Origin of the sequence: Sphingomonas sp. GC_Shp_3 (genome assembly GCF_026540945.1) — a bacterium.
Taxonomy (GTDB): Bacteria; Pseudomonadota; Alphaproteobacteria; order Sphingomonadales; family Sphingomonadaceae; genus Sphingomonas.
Genome location: NZ_JALNUT010000004.1, coordinates 70,526 through 86,504 on the forward strand (window position 1 = coordinate 70,526; position 15,979 = coordinate 86,504).

Genomic DNA, 15,979 nt, shown 5'->3' on the forward strand with positions numbered 1-15,979 from the left:
CTCAGACCTAGAGGGCTTCATGGCCAATACGCCACAGGCGAAAAAGCGAATCCGGCGCAACGCGAACCGCGCCGTAGTCAACGGCAACCGCGTCGGCCGTATCCGTACCTTCGTGAAGAAGGCGGAAGCTGCGCTCGCATCGGGCGACAAGTCCGCCGCGACCGAAGCGATGGCGCAAATGCAGCCGGAGCTGGCGCGCGGCGTGTCGAAGGGCGTGCTGCACAAGAACACTGCCGCGCGGAAGTTCTCGCGCCTGACGAAGCGTCTCGCCGCGCTCGCCTAAGCGTTTCAAAACGTTCTACAAGCATTTTGCCCGCTCCGGTTTACCGGGCGGGCTTTGCTGCGTTCGCCGTAGACGGTGTCTGAAAACGCGGATCCACGTGCCGGCGTGAAGCCATTCTGCGCCATTCCCGCAAAGCGAGGATTCCCGGCGATTCGCAACGTCTCCGTTCCGATCGTCCGTCAAATATTGCTCGTTTACAGACACTTGTAAGATTTCTGACGGGAAACCTTGGGCAATTCCGAGTCAATCGGATTATTTCAGAAATCTGACGGCTGCGGCCATTGATCGAATCGCGTCGATCTTCATAACTGCCCCTCGACAGCGCGGACGATGGTTCGCGCAACTCAACTAAGAGCGCCCCTCGCCGGACGGAAACGTGATTCCGCCTGAGGGGACGTTTGTCCGAATTTGCGGTCGCGTGCGCGGCGCGTGGCCGAAAGGAAGGTTTTTGCGTGAACGGATTGGGGGCCAGAGGAGCGTTGCGCGTGGATGACCGGATCGAGCAGGGCGAGATCGCCAGGGCTTGGACGGTGGTCCGCTCGCACCTGCGTGAGTCGGCCGGCACACGCCTGTTCGACAAGTGGCTCAAACCCATTGAACTGATCGAAGACGATAACGCGGATGCGGTGCGTCTCGCGCTGCCGTCCGCGTTCATGACCAATTGGGTCAGCAACCATTACGCCGATCGACTGCTGCAGGAGTTCCGCGCGCAGATGCCGGGCGTGCGCAGCGTCTCGATCGAAACCCGTTCGGCCACGCCGCAGCCGCAAACGCTGCGGGCCGATTCGGCGGCGGTAGCCGAGGTGGCGGTGCTCCGCCCCCTCACGGCTGCCGTCGCCACCTCTGCGCCTGTCGCCGCCCAGCCGGGCCGCGAGCGGCCACCGCTCGACGCGCGTTTCACGTTCGACCGCTTCGTGGTGGATGCCTCCAACCGCGTTGCGTTCAATGCCGCCAAGGCACTGGCCGAACCCGGCGTGCCGCGGTTCAGCCCTTTGTTCCTCCACGGCGGCACGGGCCAAGGCAAGTCGCACCTGATGCACGCCATCGGTTCGGCCTATCTGGAAGCGGTGCCGAACGCGCACGTCATCCTGATGTCGGCCGAACGCTTCATGTTCGAGTTCGTCCAGGCGCTGCGCGCGCGCGACACGCACGCCTTCAAGGCGCGGTTGCGCTCGGCGGACGTGCTGCTGATCGACGATCTCCAGTTCATCGCCGGCAAGGATTCGACGCAGGAAGAGTTCTTCCACACCATCAATGAGGTGATGGGTGCCGGCAAGCGGCTCGTCATCAGCGCCGACCGCTGCCCGCAGGATCTCGACGGGGTCGAGGCGCGGATCACCTCGCGGCTGTCGTGCGGCCTCGTCGCCGACATCAAGGCGCCCGATCTCGCGCTGCGCCGCGCGGTGCTGGCGCGCAAGCTCGCCGAACTGCCCACCGTCGCCGTGCCGGCCGAAGTGGTCGATCTCCTCGCCACCCGCATCACCGCCAGCATCCGCGATCTTGAAGGCGCGCTCAACCGTGTCGTCGCCTATTCGCAGCTGACCGGGGATACGATTGATCTTGAATTCGCCGTCGTCACCCTCGGCGAAGTGCTGCGCGGCGCCGAACGGCGCGTCACGATCGACGAGATACAGAAGGCGGTATCGGCGCACTTCGACCTGAAACCGGTCGATCTTGTTTCGGCACGCCGCGCCGTCGTCATCGCCCGCCCGCGCCAGATCGCGATGTACCTCGCCAAGCGGTTGACCACGCGCTCCCTGCCCGAGATCGGCCGCAAGTTCGGTGGCCGCGACCATTCCACGGTCATCCACGCGGTCCGCCGGATCGAGGAGCTGCGCGACAAGGACCGCGACCTTGACACTGCCGTCCGCACGCTGCTCCACACGCTAGAGGGGTAGGGGCGTCCAATCGGGTCAGGCGCGGTCGGGTTCGCGGCAGCGTGGCTGAACCCCGCGTCAGGATGTACAAGAGACGTTCAGACCGAAACGTTCATCGCGCGAGAACGCCGGGCACCGTTTGGATGCCCAGCAGATCCGTCAGGACATAACCCGCGTCGTCGCAGCATATAGCGCGATCGCGGCGGCGTTGGAGACGTTGAGGCTCTCCATCCGCGGCGAGATCGGCAGCCGCCCGAGCTCGTCGCAATGCGTGGCGGTGTTTTGTCGCATGCCTTCACCTTCGGCGCCGAGCACCAGTGCGACACGTTGCTGCCCCATTGCCTCGTTCAGCGTCTGCGTAGCCTCGCCCGCGAGCCCCACCCGCCAAAAGCCGGCCTCGGCAATTTCGTCGAGCGCGCGCGCGAGGTTCACCACCCGGACCCATGGCACCATTTCCAGCGCACCCGACGCCGCGCGGGCGATCGTGCCGGACTCGGGTGGCGCGTGCCGGTCGGGCGTGACGATGCCGAGCGCGTCGAACGCCGCCGCCGAGCGCAGGATCGCGCCGACGTTATGCGGGTCGGTAACCTGATCGAGCACCAGCAGCGGCCGCTTGTCGTCAGCACCCTGTTCGAGCAGATCGGCGAGCCAGATATCCTCGAGCGGATCGACCTCCGCAACCAACCCCTGGTGCGGCGCGTCGGACGGCACCAGCCGGGCCAGGTCCGTGACCTCGGCATAGGTGACCGGAATGATCGGCGGGATGTCGAGGCTCGCCATCGCCTCGCGCGTCGCCCAGATCTTGCGCACCACGCGGTCCGGATTGGCGAGCGCCGCCGTCACCGCGTGGCGACCCCAGAAGCGGGGCCGGCCGGCGGGCGCCTGCGACGGGCGATGTCCACGCCGCGCCATCAGATCAGCCCTTCTGAGGAGACGAGACGGGGCGTGGCAGTGCTGGAAAGGCTCATAGGGCGTCCTGATCGGAAATGGTGCGCGGACCCTTGTTGAGGTCAGCAAATCTCGTCGTCCGGTATGCGGGGGCGTGCCCGCATGCAAGCCTCTGCGGATTTTTGCACCGCTAAGCCGTTGACAGCACGCTTCCGGATCGGCATTGGCACGCCTCGCTTTTTTAGCGGCCCAACCTGGACAGGTGGCCGAGTGGTTAAAGGCAGCAGACTGTAAATCTGCCCGTGCAAGCGTACGCTGGTTCGAATCCAGCCCTGTCCACCAACCTTCCTGCCGGGGGCTCCGGCGGACCTGCCAAAGCAGCCGGTGAGCAAAGCCCGTCGACGTTAGCGACGAGACCGGAGTGCTGTGCGCACGGCCGGTACCATCCTCGCAACAATGATCTCCACGCCGCGTGCGTTCGGGTGCAGTCCGTCCGCCTGGATCAGCGCGCGGTTGCCCGCCACGCCGGCAAGGAAGAACGGATAGAGCGGCGCGTGGTGCGCCTTTGCAAGCGCCGGGTACATCGCCTCGAACGCGGTGACGTAGTGTATGCCGAGGTTGGGCGCGGCCCGCATGCCGGCGATCAGCACCGGGATGTGACGCGCCTGCAACTCGGTAAGGATCGCGTCGAGGTTGGCGCGTGCCTGCGTTACCGGCAGCCCGCGCAGCATGTCGTTCGCGCCGAGCTCGACGATAACGAGATCGGGCGGCGAACCCAAACCGCGCAGCCCCCAGCGCAGCCGTGCCCGCGCCTGCGCGGCGGTATCGCCGGCGACACCGCCGTTGCGCACCGTCGCCGCGACCCCTGAACGGCGCAATGCTGCCTGAAGCCGGGTGGTGAAGCCCTGTTCGGGTGGCAGGCCGTAGCCGGCGGTCAGGCTGTCGCCGAACGCCCAGATCACCGGCGCCTGCGGGCTAGCGGCGGCCGGCGTCGCGACAATCGCCAGTGCGAGATGGACAACCGCCCGCCGCCACCCATATCGCAACGTCTGTGACCATTTCTGCATCCCCCGCCGATAGCGCGCTGATCGCCGCGCGCAACATCTCGCTGTCGCTGGGTCGCCCGCCCGCGCGCGTTGACATCCTGCGTGGCATCGACCTGTGGGTCGACGCGGGTGAAAGCGTGGCGTTGCTTGGGCCGTCGGGGTCGGGCAAATCCTCGCTGATGGCCGTGCTGGCGGGGCTGGAACGGCCCAACGGCGGCGAAGTGCGAGTGGCCGGGCTGGACTTCGTCGGGCTGGACGAGGATGCGCTGGCAGTCGCACGGCGCGGGCGGATCGGCATCGTGTTGCAGGCGTTCCATCTGCTGCCGACGATGACCGCGCTGGAGAATGTCGCGGTGCCGCTCGAACTCGCGGGCGAGCGGGATGCGTTCGCGCGGGCCGAGGCGGAGCTGGCCGGTGTCGGCCTTGCCCACCGGGTCACGCATTACCCCGCGCAGCTTTCCGGTGGCGAGCAGCAGCGGGTGGCGATCGCGCGTGCGCTGGTGGCGCGACCGGCGCTGCTGTTCGCGGACGAGCCGACCGGCAACCTCGATACCACGACCGGCAACGCGATCATGGACATGCTGTTCGCCCGCCATGCCGAGAGCGGCGCAACATTGTTCGTCATCACCCACGATCCCGCGCTGGCGGCGCGGTGCGCACGGGTGATCGAACTCGCCGATGGCCGTATCGTCGGCGATCGTCGTGCGGATCGGCCCGCCTCTTGAACGTCGCCTGGCGGCTGGCGCTGCGCGATCTGCGGCGGGGCGGGCGTGGCCTGTTGCTGCTCGCTTTGTGCCTGTTCCTCGGCACCGCGGCGCTGGCGGGGATCGGCAGCCTGTCCGCCAGCATCCTCGCCGCGCTTGACGCAAACGGTCGGGAGATCGCCGGTGGCGATGTCGAGCTGACCGTCTCGCAGCGGCGCGCGACCGTCGCCGAACTGGCGGCGTTCGGCGCGGCCGGGCGCGTCTCCGAAGTCGTTTCCACACGCGCGATGGCTGAGTCCGGCCGCGCGGCCGGGCCGGTGCTGGTCGACCTGCGTGGCGTCGATGCCGCCTGGCCACTGGTCGGGCGGTTCCGGCTCGCGGCGGGGGCGATCAGCGCGCGGCCGCATGGGCGTGAGATCGCGATTGCGCCCGCGCTGGCGGATCGGCTTGGGGTGAAGGTCGGCGATACGCTGCGGATCGGCATGGCGCCGCTGCGCGTGATCGGCATCATCGCCACGGAACCGGACCGGCTCGGTGCCGGCTTCGCGCTCGGTCCGCCAGTGCTGGTCGACCTCGTCGGTCTCGATGCCACCGCGATCGTTCAGCCTGGCAGCCTGTACGAAAGCCACTACCGGATTGCGCTGGCGCGGCCGGACACCGCGCAGGCGGTCGGCGACGCGCTCGTCAAGCGGTTCCCCGGTGCTGGCTGGTCGGCCAAGACCAGCGACCGCGCCGCCGGCGGGTTGCGACGCGGGATCGCGCAACTCGGTCAGTTCCTGCTGCTGGTTGGGCTGGCGGCGCTCGCCATCGCCGGCATCGGCGTGGGGAGCGGCGTGGCGGCGTATCTCGGCGCGAAGACGCGGATCATCGCGACGCTCAAGGTGCTGGGCGCACGGTCCAGCACGATAGCGACCATCTTCCTCGCGCAACTCGGGGTTGTCGCGGCCGCTGCGATCGCGGTCGGGCTGGCGATCGGCGCACTGGTGCCGTGGATCGTGACGGCAGCGGTAGGAGCGGCGCTGCCGGTACCGCCCCGGCTCGCGCTCTATCCGCTCCCACTGGCGACGGCGGCGTTGCTGTCGATGCTGGTCGCGACCGTCTTCGCGTTGCCCGCGCTCGCCCGCGCACGGCACGTACCGGCGGCGACGCTGCTGCGTGACGCCTTGGTGGTTCGCACGCTGCCGTCGCTACGGACGCTCGCAGCGATGGCGGTGTTGCTTGCGGCGCTGGTCGCGCTCGCGGTGTTGACCGCATCGGACCGGATGCTCGCGCTTGGCTTCGTCGCGGCGGTGGTGGGGTTGATCGTGCTGCTGTGGGCGCTCGGCGTGGCGATCCGTGGCGGTGCCGCGCGCCTGCCGCGACCGCGCCGCCCGTTGCTGCGGCTGGCGCTGGCCAATCTGCACCGGCCGGGCGCGCAGACCGATCGGCTGGTGGTAGCGCTTGGCCTCGGTTTCTCGCTGTTCGTCGCGATGGCGGTGATCGACACCAGCCTGTCCGCCGAGCTGCGCGATGCCGCCCCCACCAAGGCACCGCGCTTCTTCGCGATCGATCTGCAACCCGATGATGCCGCGCGCTTCCGCACCGCCGTCACCGCTGCCGCGCCGGGCGCGAAGATCGAAAGCGTGCCGTCGCTACGCGGGTCGATCGTCGCGCTGCGCGGGCGGCGCGTGGCCGACATGAAGACGCTGCCGGATGCGGCCTGGGTGCTGCGTGGCGACCGCACCCTCACGTGGTCGGCGACGCTGCCACCGCGCAACGCGGTCGTGGCGGGGCGATGGTGGCCAGACGATTATCGCGGACCGCCGCTCGTCTCGCTGGAGGACAAGGCGGCGGAGGCGCTGCATCTCCGGATCGGCGACACCATCACCGTGTCGGTGCTGGGCGTTGACGTGCCGGCGCGGATCGCGGCGCTGCGCAAGATCGACTGGGGCGGGCTCGGCCTCAATTTCGCGATCGTGTTCTCGCCCGGTTATATTGAGGAGGCGCCGCATGGCCTGCTGGCAAGTGTGTATTCGCCACCGTCCCGTGACGGCGCGGTCGCGCGGCAGGTGGCGCGGGCGCTACCGTCCGTCACGTTGATCCGGGTCGGTGACGTGATCGGCCAGATCGGCGCGGTGCTCGGTCAGGTTGCGCTGGCGATCCGCGCGGCGGCTTTGGTGACGGTGGCGGCGGGTATCGCTGTGCTGGTCGGCGCGGTGGCGGCGTCGGGGCGGGCGCGCCGTTACGATGCGGTGATCCTCAAGCTGCTCGGCGGCAGCGGGCGGCAGGTGCTGGCGGCGCAGGCGCTCGAATATGCGATGCTGTCGCTGGTGCTGGTCGCGGTCGCGCTTGCCATCGGCGTTGCAGCCGGGTGGTTCGTGGTGGTGCGGATCTTCGCGATCGGCTGGGTACCGGACTGGCGCGTCGTTGCGATTACACTGGCGGCCTCGGTCGTCGTCACGCTCGGAACGGGTCTGCTCGGCAGCCTGCCGGCGCTCCGCGCACGTCCGGGCGAAGCCTTGCGCGCGCTGTAGCGCTCAGTTCCAGCTTGCCGCGAAATGGGGCGAGGCAAGGAAGCTGCTCGGCTGCGGGGACACCGGCGGCGGCGCGCAAATGCCCTCCTCGATATAGCGCATCGCCGAGAGCAATCCGTTGCGGGAAAACGGCTTGGGGATGACGCCGTGACCGCCGGCATAGTCGTCCGGGAGTTTCTTGGGATTGGCGGTGACGAACACGATAAACGTGCGCGGCCAGCGCGCGCGGATCAGTGCCGACACATCGAGACCACTCGTACCCTTCGCGAGATGAATGTCGACAAAGGCGAGATCCGGGCAAAGCGCAGCATCGAGCGCCTCCACCTCGAACAACGATGCCGCCTCACCGACAATACGGTGGCCGACATCTTCGATCATCGCTTCGATATCCATCGCCAGCAGCGCTTCGTCCTCGACGATCAGCACCGCCAGCGGAGGTTTGGGACGGTCCATCGTCATTCCTCGATCGGTAGGGACAGCGTCACACGCGTGCCCGTCGGGGATGATGCCCACTGCGCGGTCGCACCGACCTGCCGCGACATGCGATTGATGAGGACGGTGCCAAGGCCATTGGTGCGCGCATCCGACGCCATTCCGGGGCCATCGTCAGCCACCGCGATGATCGCCTGGCCTTCCTGACGCTTGGCCGAAACCGTCAGGACACCGGCGCGGCCATCACCGTATGCATGCTTGATCGCATTGGTCAGCACCTCGTTGATGACGAGCCCAAGCGCGGTGGCGAGGGATGCGGAAATCTCGATCACGTCAACATCGATGTTGACGCCGATGTCGCTCCGGCCACTTGCGCCGACGACATCGCTGACCAGGTTCGCTACGAACGCGCCGACATCGAAACGCGTCACGTCACTGGACTGATAGAGCCGCCGGTGGACCGTGGCCAAGGCATCGACCCGCTCAAGCATGGCGTTCAGCTTGTCGCTGATCTCCGGGTCGGCGATGGTGCGCGCCTGAAGCCGCAGCAGCGAGCCGATCATGGTGAGGTTGTTCTTCACCCGGTGATCGACCTCATGCAGCAGCAGGGTCTTGGCTTCGAGCGCCGCTTTCAGATCGGCGGTGCGCCGCTCGACCTCGCGCTCGACCTCGATCTTCTGCCGCTGGATAACCGCTTGTGCCTCGACCCGGTCCGACACGTCGAGCTGCGATGCGAAGTAGAACTGGATCCTGCCCTCACCGTTGCGAACGGGGCTCAGGTACAGTGCGTTCCAGAACGTCGTGCCGTCCTTGCGGTAGTTGAGCAGATCGACCGCGATATCGGTGCCCGCCTCGATCGCTTCACGCACCGAGCGAACCGCATCCCGGTCCGTCTCCGGACCTTGCAGGAACCGACAGTTGCGTCCGATGATCTCGTCACGTTCATAGCCCGAAAGCTTCTGAAACGCCTCGTTGCAGAATACGATCGGGTTGTCGGGCTGGCCAGGATCGGTGACGACCATCGGCATGCGCGTGGCGCGAACGGCGGCGGCGAACGGATCGCCACGGCCAAGCTCGTGCTTCACGGTATCGGTAATGTGCCAGTCGTCGCGCTGCTTCACGCTGCCTCCCGTTTCAGAGACCAAGCGTCTCTAACCCACGTTAAAGGGGCAGGCGCGACGTTCCGTTCCGTCGCATGCGCAAATCTCTGTGGGTTACCGGCCGGCCACCGCCGCGCGTCAGACCCGGAAAACGTATTTGGCGCCGGGCAAGCGTTCGATATCGGGCGGGAAATTCGCCCGCTTCTCATCATAATAGCGGCGGCGATGGTCGCCGTCCGATGCGGCATTGTACGTCAGATACAGGATACGGCGCTGCGCGTCGGTCAGGTTCGGCTTGGAAGCGTGCGGCGCATAACTGTCGAAGAACAACACGTCGCCGGGCTCGGTCGGGATCGAGATCAGGTCGAACGCCGCCATCTGCTCAGGGGTGAGCGGTTCCCACTCCGCGCCGATCATCTGCGTCTGGCGCGGCGCGGTCGTCATCTCGAGGCATCCGTTCTCGACCGTCGCGCGGTCGATGCTGACCAGCGCGGTGACGAACATCGGCGCATAGGTCGTCCAACCTGCTTGCTGGTCCTGATGCGGCTCGAATCCTGCGCCGCCCGCTTTCTTAAAGTTGATCTTCTCCTTGAACAGCACCGCCGGCCCGCCGAGCAACTGCGCCACCGCCGCCGCGAGGCTGCCGTGGCGGACGAGGTTGTCGAATTCAGCGTGGTAGGGGCAGAAATCCTCGATCCGCTGCATCACGCGCTCACCCCGCGTGGTCAGGCTGTCCTCGTAATAGACCATGTGGCGGCCCGGCACTTCGGGCAGCGCGACCAGTTCGTCGGTCCAGCGCGCGATCTCGCCGGCTTGCGCCGTGCTGAACAGCCCGCGCCGGACCAGCCAGCCTGTCTCGGCGAAATGCGCGAGGTCTTGCGCGGTGAGCGGGGCAGGGTCGTGCAGCGACATATCAGGCCCCCAACTGCGGCAGGATGGTGTCGCGCGCCTTGTCGACATCTTCGGGGAAATCAATTTCGGTCCACGGCAGGTCGGTCACATCGACATAGTGGAACGCGGCAGGATCGGCGAGCATCAGATCGCGGATCGCTTCTTCATATTCGACGGCGGTGTTGCCAGCGGCGACATAGCGATCGCACGCATCGGCGAGTTTCGCCGCCATGTCGGGCGCGAACTTGAAGAAGCCGACCGATTCGCCGTGCCAGTCATGGGCATGTTCGGGGCGCTTGCGGAAATCGACCATCGTCTCGCCGCGAAAGCACACCTTGACCGGTTCGTCACCGGGTTCGAGTTCGCGGTCGACCAGCAGCACCGCCTCGCCCGGCGCGGCGATCAATCGTCCCAACATACGCGCATCGTACAGCACGTCACCGTCCATCAGCAGCACGTCGCGACCGGACCGTAGCCGCTCGCGCTGCACCCATAGCGACACCAGACTGCCCTCACGGTATTGCGGATTGAACACCGTCGTCGCGCGGTCTCCGAGCGTCGCGCGCAGCGCATCCGCCTCGTGACCCACCGTCACCGCGATATCGTCGATGCCGACGCTCGCCAACGCGGCAAGGTGCCGCTCGATCAGCGACTGGCCGGCGAAGTCGAGCAGCACCTTCGGTCCGTCGTGACTCTCGCCGAGACGTTTCCCGACACCTGCGGCGAGCAGGATGACGATAGGCCGGGGTTGCGGGGCGGTCGGATCGGCTTGGCTTGTTTGCATGCGCGCGCATCTATAACGAGCGGCCATCGCGCGGCAAACAGCATTACGCCGCGACATCAATGCGATCACGGAAAGACCTGTGACTATGAACGACCTGTCCAGCGGCCTCATCAGCCCCGCACCGCAATCGCGCGCGTCTGCGCTGCGCCATGCGATCGAACGCCCCGAACTCTCCTTTCTGATGGAGGCACACAGCGGCCTTTCCGCGAAAATCGTCGAGGAGGCGGGCTTCGGCGGCATTTGGGCGTCGGGACTCAGCATTTCCGCCAGCCTCGGCCTGCGCGACAGCAACGAGGCGTCATGGACGCAGGTGCTCGACGTGCTGGAGTATATGGCGGACGCGACCACGTTGCCGATCCTGGTCGACGGCGACACCGGCTACGGCAACTTCAACAACGTCCGCCGACTGGTCCGCAAGCTCGGTGAGCGCAACATCGCCGGCGTCTGCATCGAGGACAAGCTGTTCCCCAAGACCAACTCGTTCATCGGCGAGGAGCAGCCGCTTGCCGAGATCAACGAGTTCTGCGGTCGCATCGCGGCGGGCAAGGATAGCCAGACCAGCGACGACTTCATCCTCGTCGCGCGCGTCGAGGCGCTGATTTCCAGCCGGCCGATGGAGGAGGCGCTGCGCCGCGCCGAGGCGTATCACGCCGCCGGCGCCGACGCGATCCTGATCCATTCCAAGAAGACCGACGCCAAGGAAATCTTCGAGTTCTGCCGTCGCTGGGGCAATCGCGCGCCGGTGGTGATCGTGCCGACCACCTACTACCCGACCCCGACCGACCTGTTCCGCGAAGCGGGCATCTCGACCGTGATCTGGGCCAACCATCTGATGCGCGCGTCGATCGCCGCGATGCGCGAGACCGCACGGATGATCCACGACGAGCAGTCGCTGGTGAACGTCGAGGGGCGCGTGACCCCGGTGAAAGAGGTGTTCCGCCTGATGGGCAACGCCGAACTGGAGGAGGCCGAGCGCCGGTATCTGCCCGAAACGCCGCGCCCGCGCGCGGTGGTGCTGGCGGCGTCGGGCGGTGACCTCGGCGAACTGACGCGTGACCGGCCCAAGTGCATGATCGACGTGCGTGGCCAGTCGCTGCTCGCGCGCGCGGTCGCGACCTTCGCCGACAGCGGCGTGCGCGACGTGACGGTGGTGCGCGGTTTCGCCAAGGAGGCGGTGGCGCTGAAGGGCATCCGCACCGTCGACAACGATCGTTTCGCCGACACGGGCGAGGCCTATTCGCTGGCACAGGCGGACGCCGTGCTGTCCGGCGAGCTGGTGGTGTCCTACGGCGACGTGCTGTTCCGCAACTACATTCTCGAAAGCCTGCTTTCGAGCGCGGCCGATGTCGTACTCGCCGTCGATGCGTCGAAGCGCAGCGATGCGCGCGAGCGTGATCTGGTGCTGGCGGATCACGGCTTCTCGGGCAATTACCTAGACGATGCGCCCGCGCAGTTGCTGCGGATGGGCAGCGACCTCGGTGCCGAGGCGAGCGGCGAGTGGGTCGGCCTGGCGCGCTTCAGCGCGACCGGGACGGCGTGGCTGCGCGAAGAGATCGCCGCGCTGGAGGCAGAGGGGCTGCTCGAAACCGCCGATCTGCCGCTGCTGCTCAGCCGGATCGCGGCGAAGCACCCGGTGCGCGTGAAATACTTTGTCGGGCACTGGATGGACGTCAACACGCTGGCCGACGTCGCCGACGCGCGCAACTTCACCTGATGATTACCGCGGAAGCCTTCATGGCCGAGGCATCGGCGGCGGGGTTCGATTTCTACACGGGCGTGCCGTGCAGTTATCTGACGCCGCTTATCAACGGTGTGCTGTCCAACCGCGCGTTGCGCTACGTCGGTGCGGCGAGCGAGGGCGAGGCGGTGGCGATCGCGGCGGGAGCGTGGCTGGCTGGCCGCAACCCGGTGGCGATGTGTCAGAACTCCGGCCTCGGCAACATGGTCAACCCGCTCACCTCGCTGAACGCGCCGTTCGCGATTCCGACGCTGCTGGTGACGACATGGCGCGGTCGCCCGGGCGAACCCGATGAGCCGCAGCATGTCGTGATGGGCGAGATCACCCACGATCTGCTCGGCCTGATGGGCATCGGGCATGCAGCCTTCCCGAACACCGAAGGCGAGATCGCCGGGCGGTTGCGGGCGGCGGTGGCGGCGATGGACGAGACGCAGCTTCCGTTCGCCTTCGTCATGGCCAAGGGCGACGTTGCCGACACCGCGCTCGACCAGCCGCCGCGCGCGCTGCCGGCACCGGGACGGCGCGCGGATTACCGCACCGGCGGCACGCGGCCGACCCGCGTAGCCGCACTCGAACGCTTCCTTGCCCTCACCGATGACGCCACTGCCGTCATCGCCACCACCGGTAAGGCTGGCCGTGAACTGTTCACGCTCGCCGATCGGGAGCAGCATCTCTATCAGGTCGGCTCGATGGGTGGCGCATCCGGCATGGCGCTGGGCGTCGCGCTCAACACCGACAAGCGCGTGGTGGTGATCGACGGCGACGGCGCCGCACTGATGAAGCTCGGCACATTCGCGACGATCGGTGCCGAAGCCCCGGCCAACCTCATCCACCTGCTGCTCGACAACGGTGTGCACGATTCGACCGGCGGGCAGGCGACGGTGTCTGCCTCGGTCGACTTCGCCGCGGTGGCGCTGGCTTGCGGCTATGGCTACGCCGCGTCCTGCGACGACCTGGCCGGGTTCGAACAGGCCTGGCGCGAGGCGACGGCCGTCGGCCGGCCGGCGATGATCCACCTACGCATCGCACCTGGATCGATGGCGACGCTCGGCCGCCCGACGGTCACCCCTCAGGCGGTCGCGCGCCGGTTCAAGGCATTCCTCGCCGGGTGAAACGCTCCGCTATCATCGCGGTGGGGATCGGGCTGGTCCTGGCCGCCACGCTGATCGCCACCAACGATCTGTCCGCCATCCTCGGCGCGATCGGGAAGGCGGGATGGGGCATCGCCGTCGTCGTGCTGCTGCACGTGCCGCAGACGGTCGCCTCTGCGATCGGCTGGGGCGTGCTGCTCAAGCGGCGCGAGGCGTTCGGGTGGCTCTACGCGCTGCGGTGGGTGCGGGAATCGGTCAACGCGCTGCTGCCGGTCGCGCAGCTCGGCGGTGACGTGGTGCGCGCTCGCCTCCTCGCGCAGCGTGGGCCGACGCTAGCCGATGCGATGGCCGCGACGATGGTCGATCTTTCGGTGGAGGGCGCCACGCAGGCGGTGTTCACCATCCTGTGCGTGGCACTGCTGGTGGCCGGGCCACATGGAGGTGCCGAACTGCCGCTCGCCGCCGGCGTAACCGCGATCACCGTGCTGCTCGCGGTCGCACTCGTCGCCGCGCAGCGCTTTGGCCTGTTAGCTTTGATCGAGCGTCTGGTGACACGCTGGACGCGCGGGCGCGATCTCGTCGGCCTCAACGTGGCGGTGCTGGCGCTCTACCGGCAGCCGCGCCGATTGGCCGCCGCCGGGTTCTGGCACCTCGCGTCATGGCTGCTCGGCGGCATCGAAACCTATGCCGCGCTGCATGTTCTTGGCGTGCACGCCTCGTTCCGCGAGGCGATGATCGTCGAGGGGCTGGGCCAGGCGGTGCGCAGCGTCGGCTTTCTCGTCCCCGGTGCGCTGGGCGTGCAGGAGGGCGGGTATCTGGTGATCTGCGGGATGTTCGGTATTCCGCCGCAAAAGGCGCTGGCGCTGTCGTTGATTCGCCGCATCCGCGAACTCGCGCTGGGCCTGCCCGGCCTCGCGCTGTGGCACCGGCTGGAGGCGCGGCATGGCGCCGCCGCAAGGGAAGGAACCGTATCTTGACGCCGCTGCTGCTCACCCCCGGACCGCTCACCACCGATCCGGCGGTGCGCCACGCGATGCTTGACGACTGGGGATCGCGCGACCCGGCGTTCATCGCGCTGACGGCGGAACTGCGGCGGCGGCTCGTCGATGTGGCGAACGGTGGCGCAAGCCACGTCGCGGTGCCGATCCAGGGCAGCGGCACCTATGTGCTGGAGGCGGCGGCGGGGACGTTGCTGGCGAAGGGAGACCGGCTGCTGGTGCTCATCAACGGCGCCTATGGCGAGCGCATGGCGGCGATTGCTGCCGGTCTCGGGCACGCGGTCGAGGCGATGCGGTGGGATGAGAGCGCGCCGATCGATCCCGCGGCAGTGGCGGCACGGCTCTCCGCCGATCCGGCGATCACCCACGTGGCGGTGGTGCATGTCGAGACAACGACGGGCCTGCTCAATCCGCTTGCAGCGATCGCGCAGGTGGTGGCGGAGGCCGGGCGCCTGCTGATCGTCGATGCGATGGCGAGCTTCGGGGCGCTACCGATCGACCTCGCGACTTTGCCCGCCGCCGCGATCCTCGCCTCCAGCAACAAGTGTCTGGAAGGAACGCCGGGGCTTGGCTTTGCGCTGGTCGATCGCGCCGTGCTGGCGACCTGCGCGGGGCGAAGCGCCTCGATGAGCCTCGACCTGCACGCGCAGTGGCAAGGCTTCGAGGCGAACGGACAGTGGCGCTTCACGCCGCCGGTGCAGGTCGTCGCCGCGCTGGTCGAGGCGTTGCGCAGGCTGGAAGCGGAGGGTGGCAGTGCGGCGCGGCTGGCGCGCTACACCGCCAATTTCGAGACGTTGCTGGCCGCCGCCGAGGCGCTTGGGCTTGAACTCTACCTCGATCGCGCGGTGCAGGCACCGATCATCGTGACGTTCCGGTCGCCGCCGCGTTTCAAGTTCGAGCTGTTCTATCGCGCGCTCGCCGAGGCCGGCTTCGTGATCTACCCCGGTAAGCTGACGCGCGGAGAGTCCTTCCGCATCGGCTGCATCGGCGCGGTAGGGCCGGGCGATTTCCGGCGCCTCGCCACCGCGCTTGCGCCTGCTCTAATGGCTGCGACGCAAGCCTAACAGCGCGAGCGCGATCGCCGCGCTTGGCGTGATGACGGCAGCAGCGATGGTCGTAGGCCACGCGAGGCCGAGCCAGATCAGCACCGGCATCAGGATCATCGCATCGTCCGGGTCGACGACGATGCCGGGCGCCAGCGTGTAGCCGCGCACGCTCGCCACGTTCAGCACGTTGAGTTCCGCGAACAGCGTGCCGATGCCGACCCCGGCGGCAACACCAATCCAGATCGCCACCGCCCCGTGCGCGCCGGCAAGTCCGACACCCAGGCCAATGAAAGCCGCCATGCTCGCCAGGCAATCGGCGGCGAGATCGTAGCGATGGCCGGCCTTGCTCATCTGCCCGGTTTGCCGCGCGAGTTCGCCATCCGCACGGTCGAGCAGCATCGACAGCACGAACACGGCGCTACCAATCGCCAGCCACAGCGACGTCCCGCTCGCGAAGCACAGCGCGGCGGCCACGCCGAAAATCAGCCGAGCGGTGGTAATCTGGTTCGGCGACACGCCGGATCGCGCGGCGACCCGCACGGCGGGCCGAACGATGCGGTGGATGACGGTGTCGTGGCTCACTGCGGG

At 67.8% G+C, this 15,979-nt stretch carries 15 protein-coding genes and 1 tRNA gene; 9 read left to right on the top strand and 7 right to left on the bottom strand.

Annotated elements, in window-relative coordinates; translation table 11 throughout:
- Nucleotides 1-19 precede the first annotated feature (19 nt).
- Both rpsT and dnaA read left to right on the top strand, forming a co-directional pair.
- Complete coding sequence (rpsT, locus tag OXR00_RS10965) at nt 20-283, top strand: 30S ribosomal protein S20 (protein WP_242150379.1); 264 nt, start codon at nt 20-22, stop codon at nt 281-283.
- A gap of 485 nt (nt 284-768) precedes the next feature.
- Nucleotides 769-2,181 carry a chromosomal replication initiator protein DnaA gene (gene dnaA / locus OXR00_RS10970; RefSeq protein WP_267388268.1) on the top strand — a complete coding sequence of 471 codons (1,413 nt, stop codon included), beginning with the start codon at nt 769-771 and terminating at the stop codon, nt 2,179-2,181.
- A gap of 138 nt (nt 2,182-2,319) precedes the next feature.
- On the opposite strand, the gene rlmB is transcribed toward dnaA, so the two are convergent.
- Nucleotides 2,320-3,072 (bottom strand): 23S rRNA (guanosine(2251)-2'-O)-methyltransferase RlmB, encoded by a 753-nt coding sequence (rlmB, locus tag OXR00_RS10975; protein WP_267388269.1) that lies wholly within the window; start codon nt 3,070-3,072, stop codon nt 2,320-2,322.
- A gap of 232 nt (nt 3,073-3,304) precedes the next feature.
- Between rlmB and OXR00_RS10980 the strand changes: the two genes are divergently transcribed.
- Nucleotides 3,305-3,390 (top strand) — tRNA-Tyr (locus OXR00_RS10980).
- Between the two features lie 62 nt (nt 3,391-3,452).
- On the opposite strand, the gene OXR00_RS10985 is transcribed toward OXR00_RS10980, so the two are convergent.
- Entirely contained in the window at nt 3,453-4,115 is a 663-nt protein-coding gene (locus OXR00_RS10985; protein WP_267388270.1) for an arylesterase, read from the bottom strand.
- Between OXR00_RS10985 and OXR00_RS10990 the strand changes: the two genes are divergently transcribed.
- Both OXR00_RS10990 and OXR00_RS10995 read left to right on the top strand, forming a co-directional pair.
- Nucleotides 4,100-4,819, top strand: coding sequence for an ATP-binding cassette domain-containing protein (locus tag OXR00_RS10990; RefSeq protein WP_267388271.1), 720 nt, complete (start codon nt 4,100-4,102; stop codon nt 4,817-4,819). The genes OXR00_RS10985 and OXR00_RS10990 overlap by 16 nt on opposite strands.
- Nucleotides 4,816-7,311 (top strand): ABC transporter permease, encoded by a 2,496-nt coding sequence (locus OXR00_RS10995; protein ID WP_267388272.1) that lies wholly within the window; start codon nt 4,816-4,818, stop codon nt 7,309-7,311. The genes OXR00_RS10990 and OXR00_RS10995 overlap by 4 nt, the downstream gene beginning before the upstream one ends.
- Nucleotides 7,312-7,314: 3 nt before the next feature.
- Here OXR00_RS10995 and OXR00_RS11000 read toward each other — a convergent pair whose 3' ends face one another.
- The 4 genes from OXR00_RS11000 to OXR00_RS11015 form a co-directional block, all read right to left on the bottom strand.
- Nucleotides 7,315-7,764 carry a response regulator gene (locus OXR00_RS11000; protein WP_267388273.1) on the bottom strand — a complete coding sequence of 150 codons (450 nt, stop codon included), beginning with the start codon at nt 7,762-7,764 and terminating at the stop codon, nt 7,315-7,317.
- A 2-nt stretch (nt 7,765-7,766) separates the two neighbouring features.
- Nucleotides 7,767-8,864, bottom strand: coding sequence for a histidine kinase dimerization/phosphoacceptor domain -containing protein (locus OXR00_RS11005; RefSeq protein ID WP_267388274.1), 1,098 nt, complete (start codon nt 8,862-8,864; stop codon nt 7,767-7,769).
- 117 nt (nt 8,865-8,981) lie between these two features.
- Nucleotides 8,982-9,755, bottom strand: a complete 774-nt coding sequence (locus OXR00_RS11010) for a phytanoyl-CoA dioxygenase family protein (protein WP_267388275.1) — start codon at nt 9,753-9,755, stop codon at nt 8,982-8,984.
- Nucleotide 9,756: 1 nt separating this feature from the next.
- Nucleotides 9,757-10,518 (bottom strand): phosphocholine cytidylyltransferase family protein, encoded by a 762-nt coding sequence (locus OXR00_RS11015; protein ID WP_267388276.1) that lies wholly within the window; start codon nt 10,516-10,518, stop codon nt 9,757-9,759.
- Nucleotides 10,519-10,603: 85 nt separating this feature from the next.
- Between OXR00_RS11015 and aepX the strand changes: the two genes are divergently transcribed.
- Genes aepX through OXR00_RS11035 form a run of 4 tightly spaced genes read left to right on the top strand, consistent with a single transcriptional unit; the run spans nt 10,604 to nt 15,409 of the window.
- The gene (gene aepX, locus OXR00_RS11020; RefSeq protein ID WP_267388277.1) at nt 10,604-12,232 is read left to right on the top strand and encodes a phosphoenolpyruvate mutase; all 1,629 of its coding nucleotides are present in this window, start codon (nt 10,604-10,606) and stop codon (nt 12,230-12,232) included.
- Nucleotides 12,232-13,368: a phosphonopyruvate decarboxylase gene (aepY, locus tag OXR00_RS11025; RefSeq protein ID WP_267388278.1), complete on the top strand. Its 1,137-nt coding sequence runs from the start codon at nt 12,232-12,234 to the stop codon at nt 13,366-13,368. The genes aepX and aepY overlap by 1 nt, the downstream gene beginning before the upstream one ends.
- Nucleotides 13,365-14,324, top strand: a complete 960-nt coding sequence (locus OXR00_RS11030; RefSeq protein ID WP_267388279.1) for a flippase-like domain-containing protein — start codon at nt 13,365-13,367, stop codon at nt 14,322-14,324. The genes aepY and OXR00_RS11030 overlap by 4 nt, the downstream gene beginning before the upstream one ends.
- Nucleotides 14,321-15,409: a 2-aminoethylphosphonate--pyruvate transaminase gene (locus tag OXR00_RS11035; protein ID WP_267388280.1), complete on the top strand. Its 1,089-nt coding sequence runs from the start codon at nt 14,321-14,323 to the stop codon at nt 15,407-15,409. The genes OXR00_RS11030 and OXR00_RS11035 overlap by 4 nt, the downstream gene beginning before the upstream one ends.
- Here the strand turns inward: OXR00_RS11035 and OXR00_RS11040 are convergent.
- Nucleotides 15,386-15,973, bottom strand: coding sequence for a CDP-alcohol phosphatidyltransferase family protein (locus tag OXR00_RS11040; protein WP_267388281.1), 588 nt, complete (start codon nt 15,971-15,973; stop codon nt 15,386-15,388). The two genes, OXR00_RS11035 and OXR00_RS11040, sit on opposite strands and share 24 nt — an antisense overlap.
- Between the last annotated feature and the right edge of the window lie 6 nt (nt 15,974-15,979).

Excerpts from the sequence above, each read along its gene's own strand:
- aepX (WP_267388277.1), top strand. The coding sequence starts at position 10,604 with ATGAACGACCTGTCCAGCGGCCTCATCAGCCCCGCACCGCAATCGCGC.
- OXR00_RS10985 (WP_267388270.1), bottom strand. The coding sequence starts at position 4,115 with ATGCAGAAATGGTCACAGACGTTGCGATATGGGTGGCGGCGGGCGGTT.
- aepY (WP_267388278.1), top strand. The coding sequence starts at position 12,232 with ATGATTACCGCGGAAGCCTTCATGGCCGAGGCATCGGCGGCGGGGTTC.
- rpsT (WP_242150379.1), top strand. The coding sequence starts at position 20 with ATGGCCAATACGCCACAGGCGAAAAAGCGAATCCGGCGCAACGCGAAC.
- OXR00_RS11015 (WP_267388276.1), bottom strand. The coding sequence starts at position 10,518 with ATGCAAACAAGCCAAGCCGATCCGACCGCCCCGCAACCCCGGCCTATC.
- OXR00_RS11010 (WP_267388275.1), bottom strand. The coding sequence starts at position 9,755 with ATGTCGCTGCACGACCCTGCCCCGCTCACCGCGCAAGACCTCGCGCAT.
- OXR00_RS11000 (WP_267388273.1), bottom strand. The coding sequence starts at position 7,764 with ATGGACCGTCCCAAACCTCCGCTGGCGGTGCTGATCGTCGAGGACGAA.
- rlmB (WP_267388269.1), bottom strand. The coding sequence starts at position 3,072 with ATGGCGCGGCGTGGACATCGCCCGTCGCAGGCGCCCGCCGGCCGGCCC.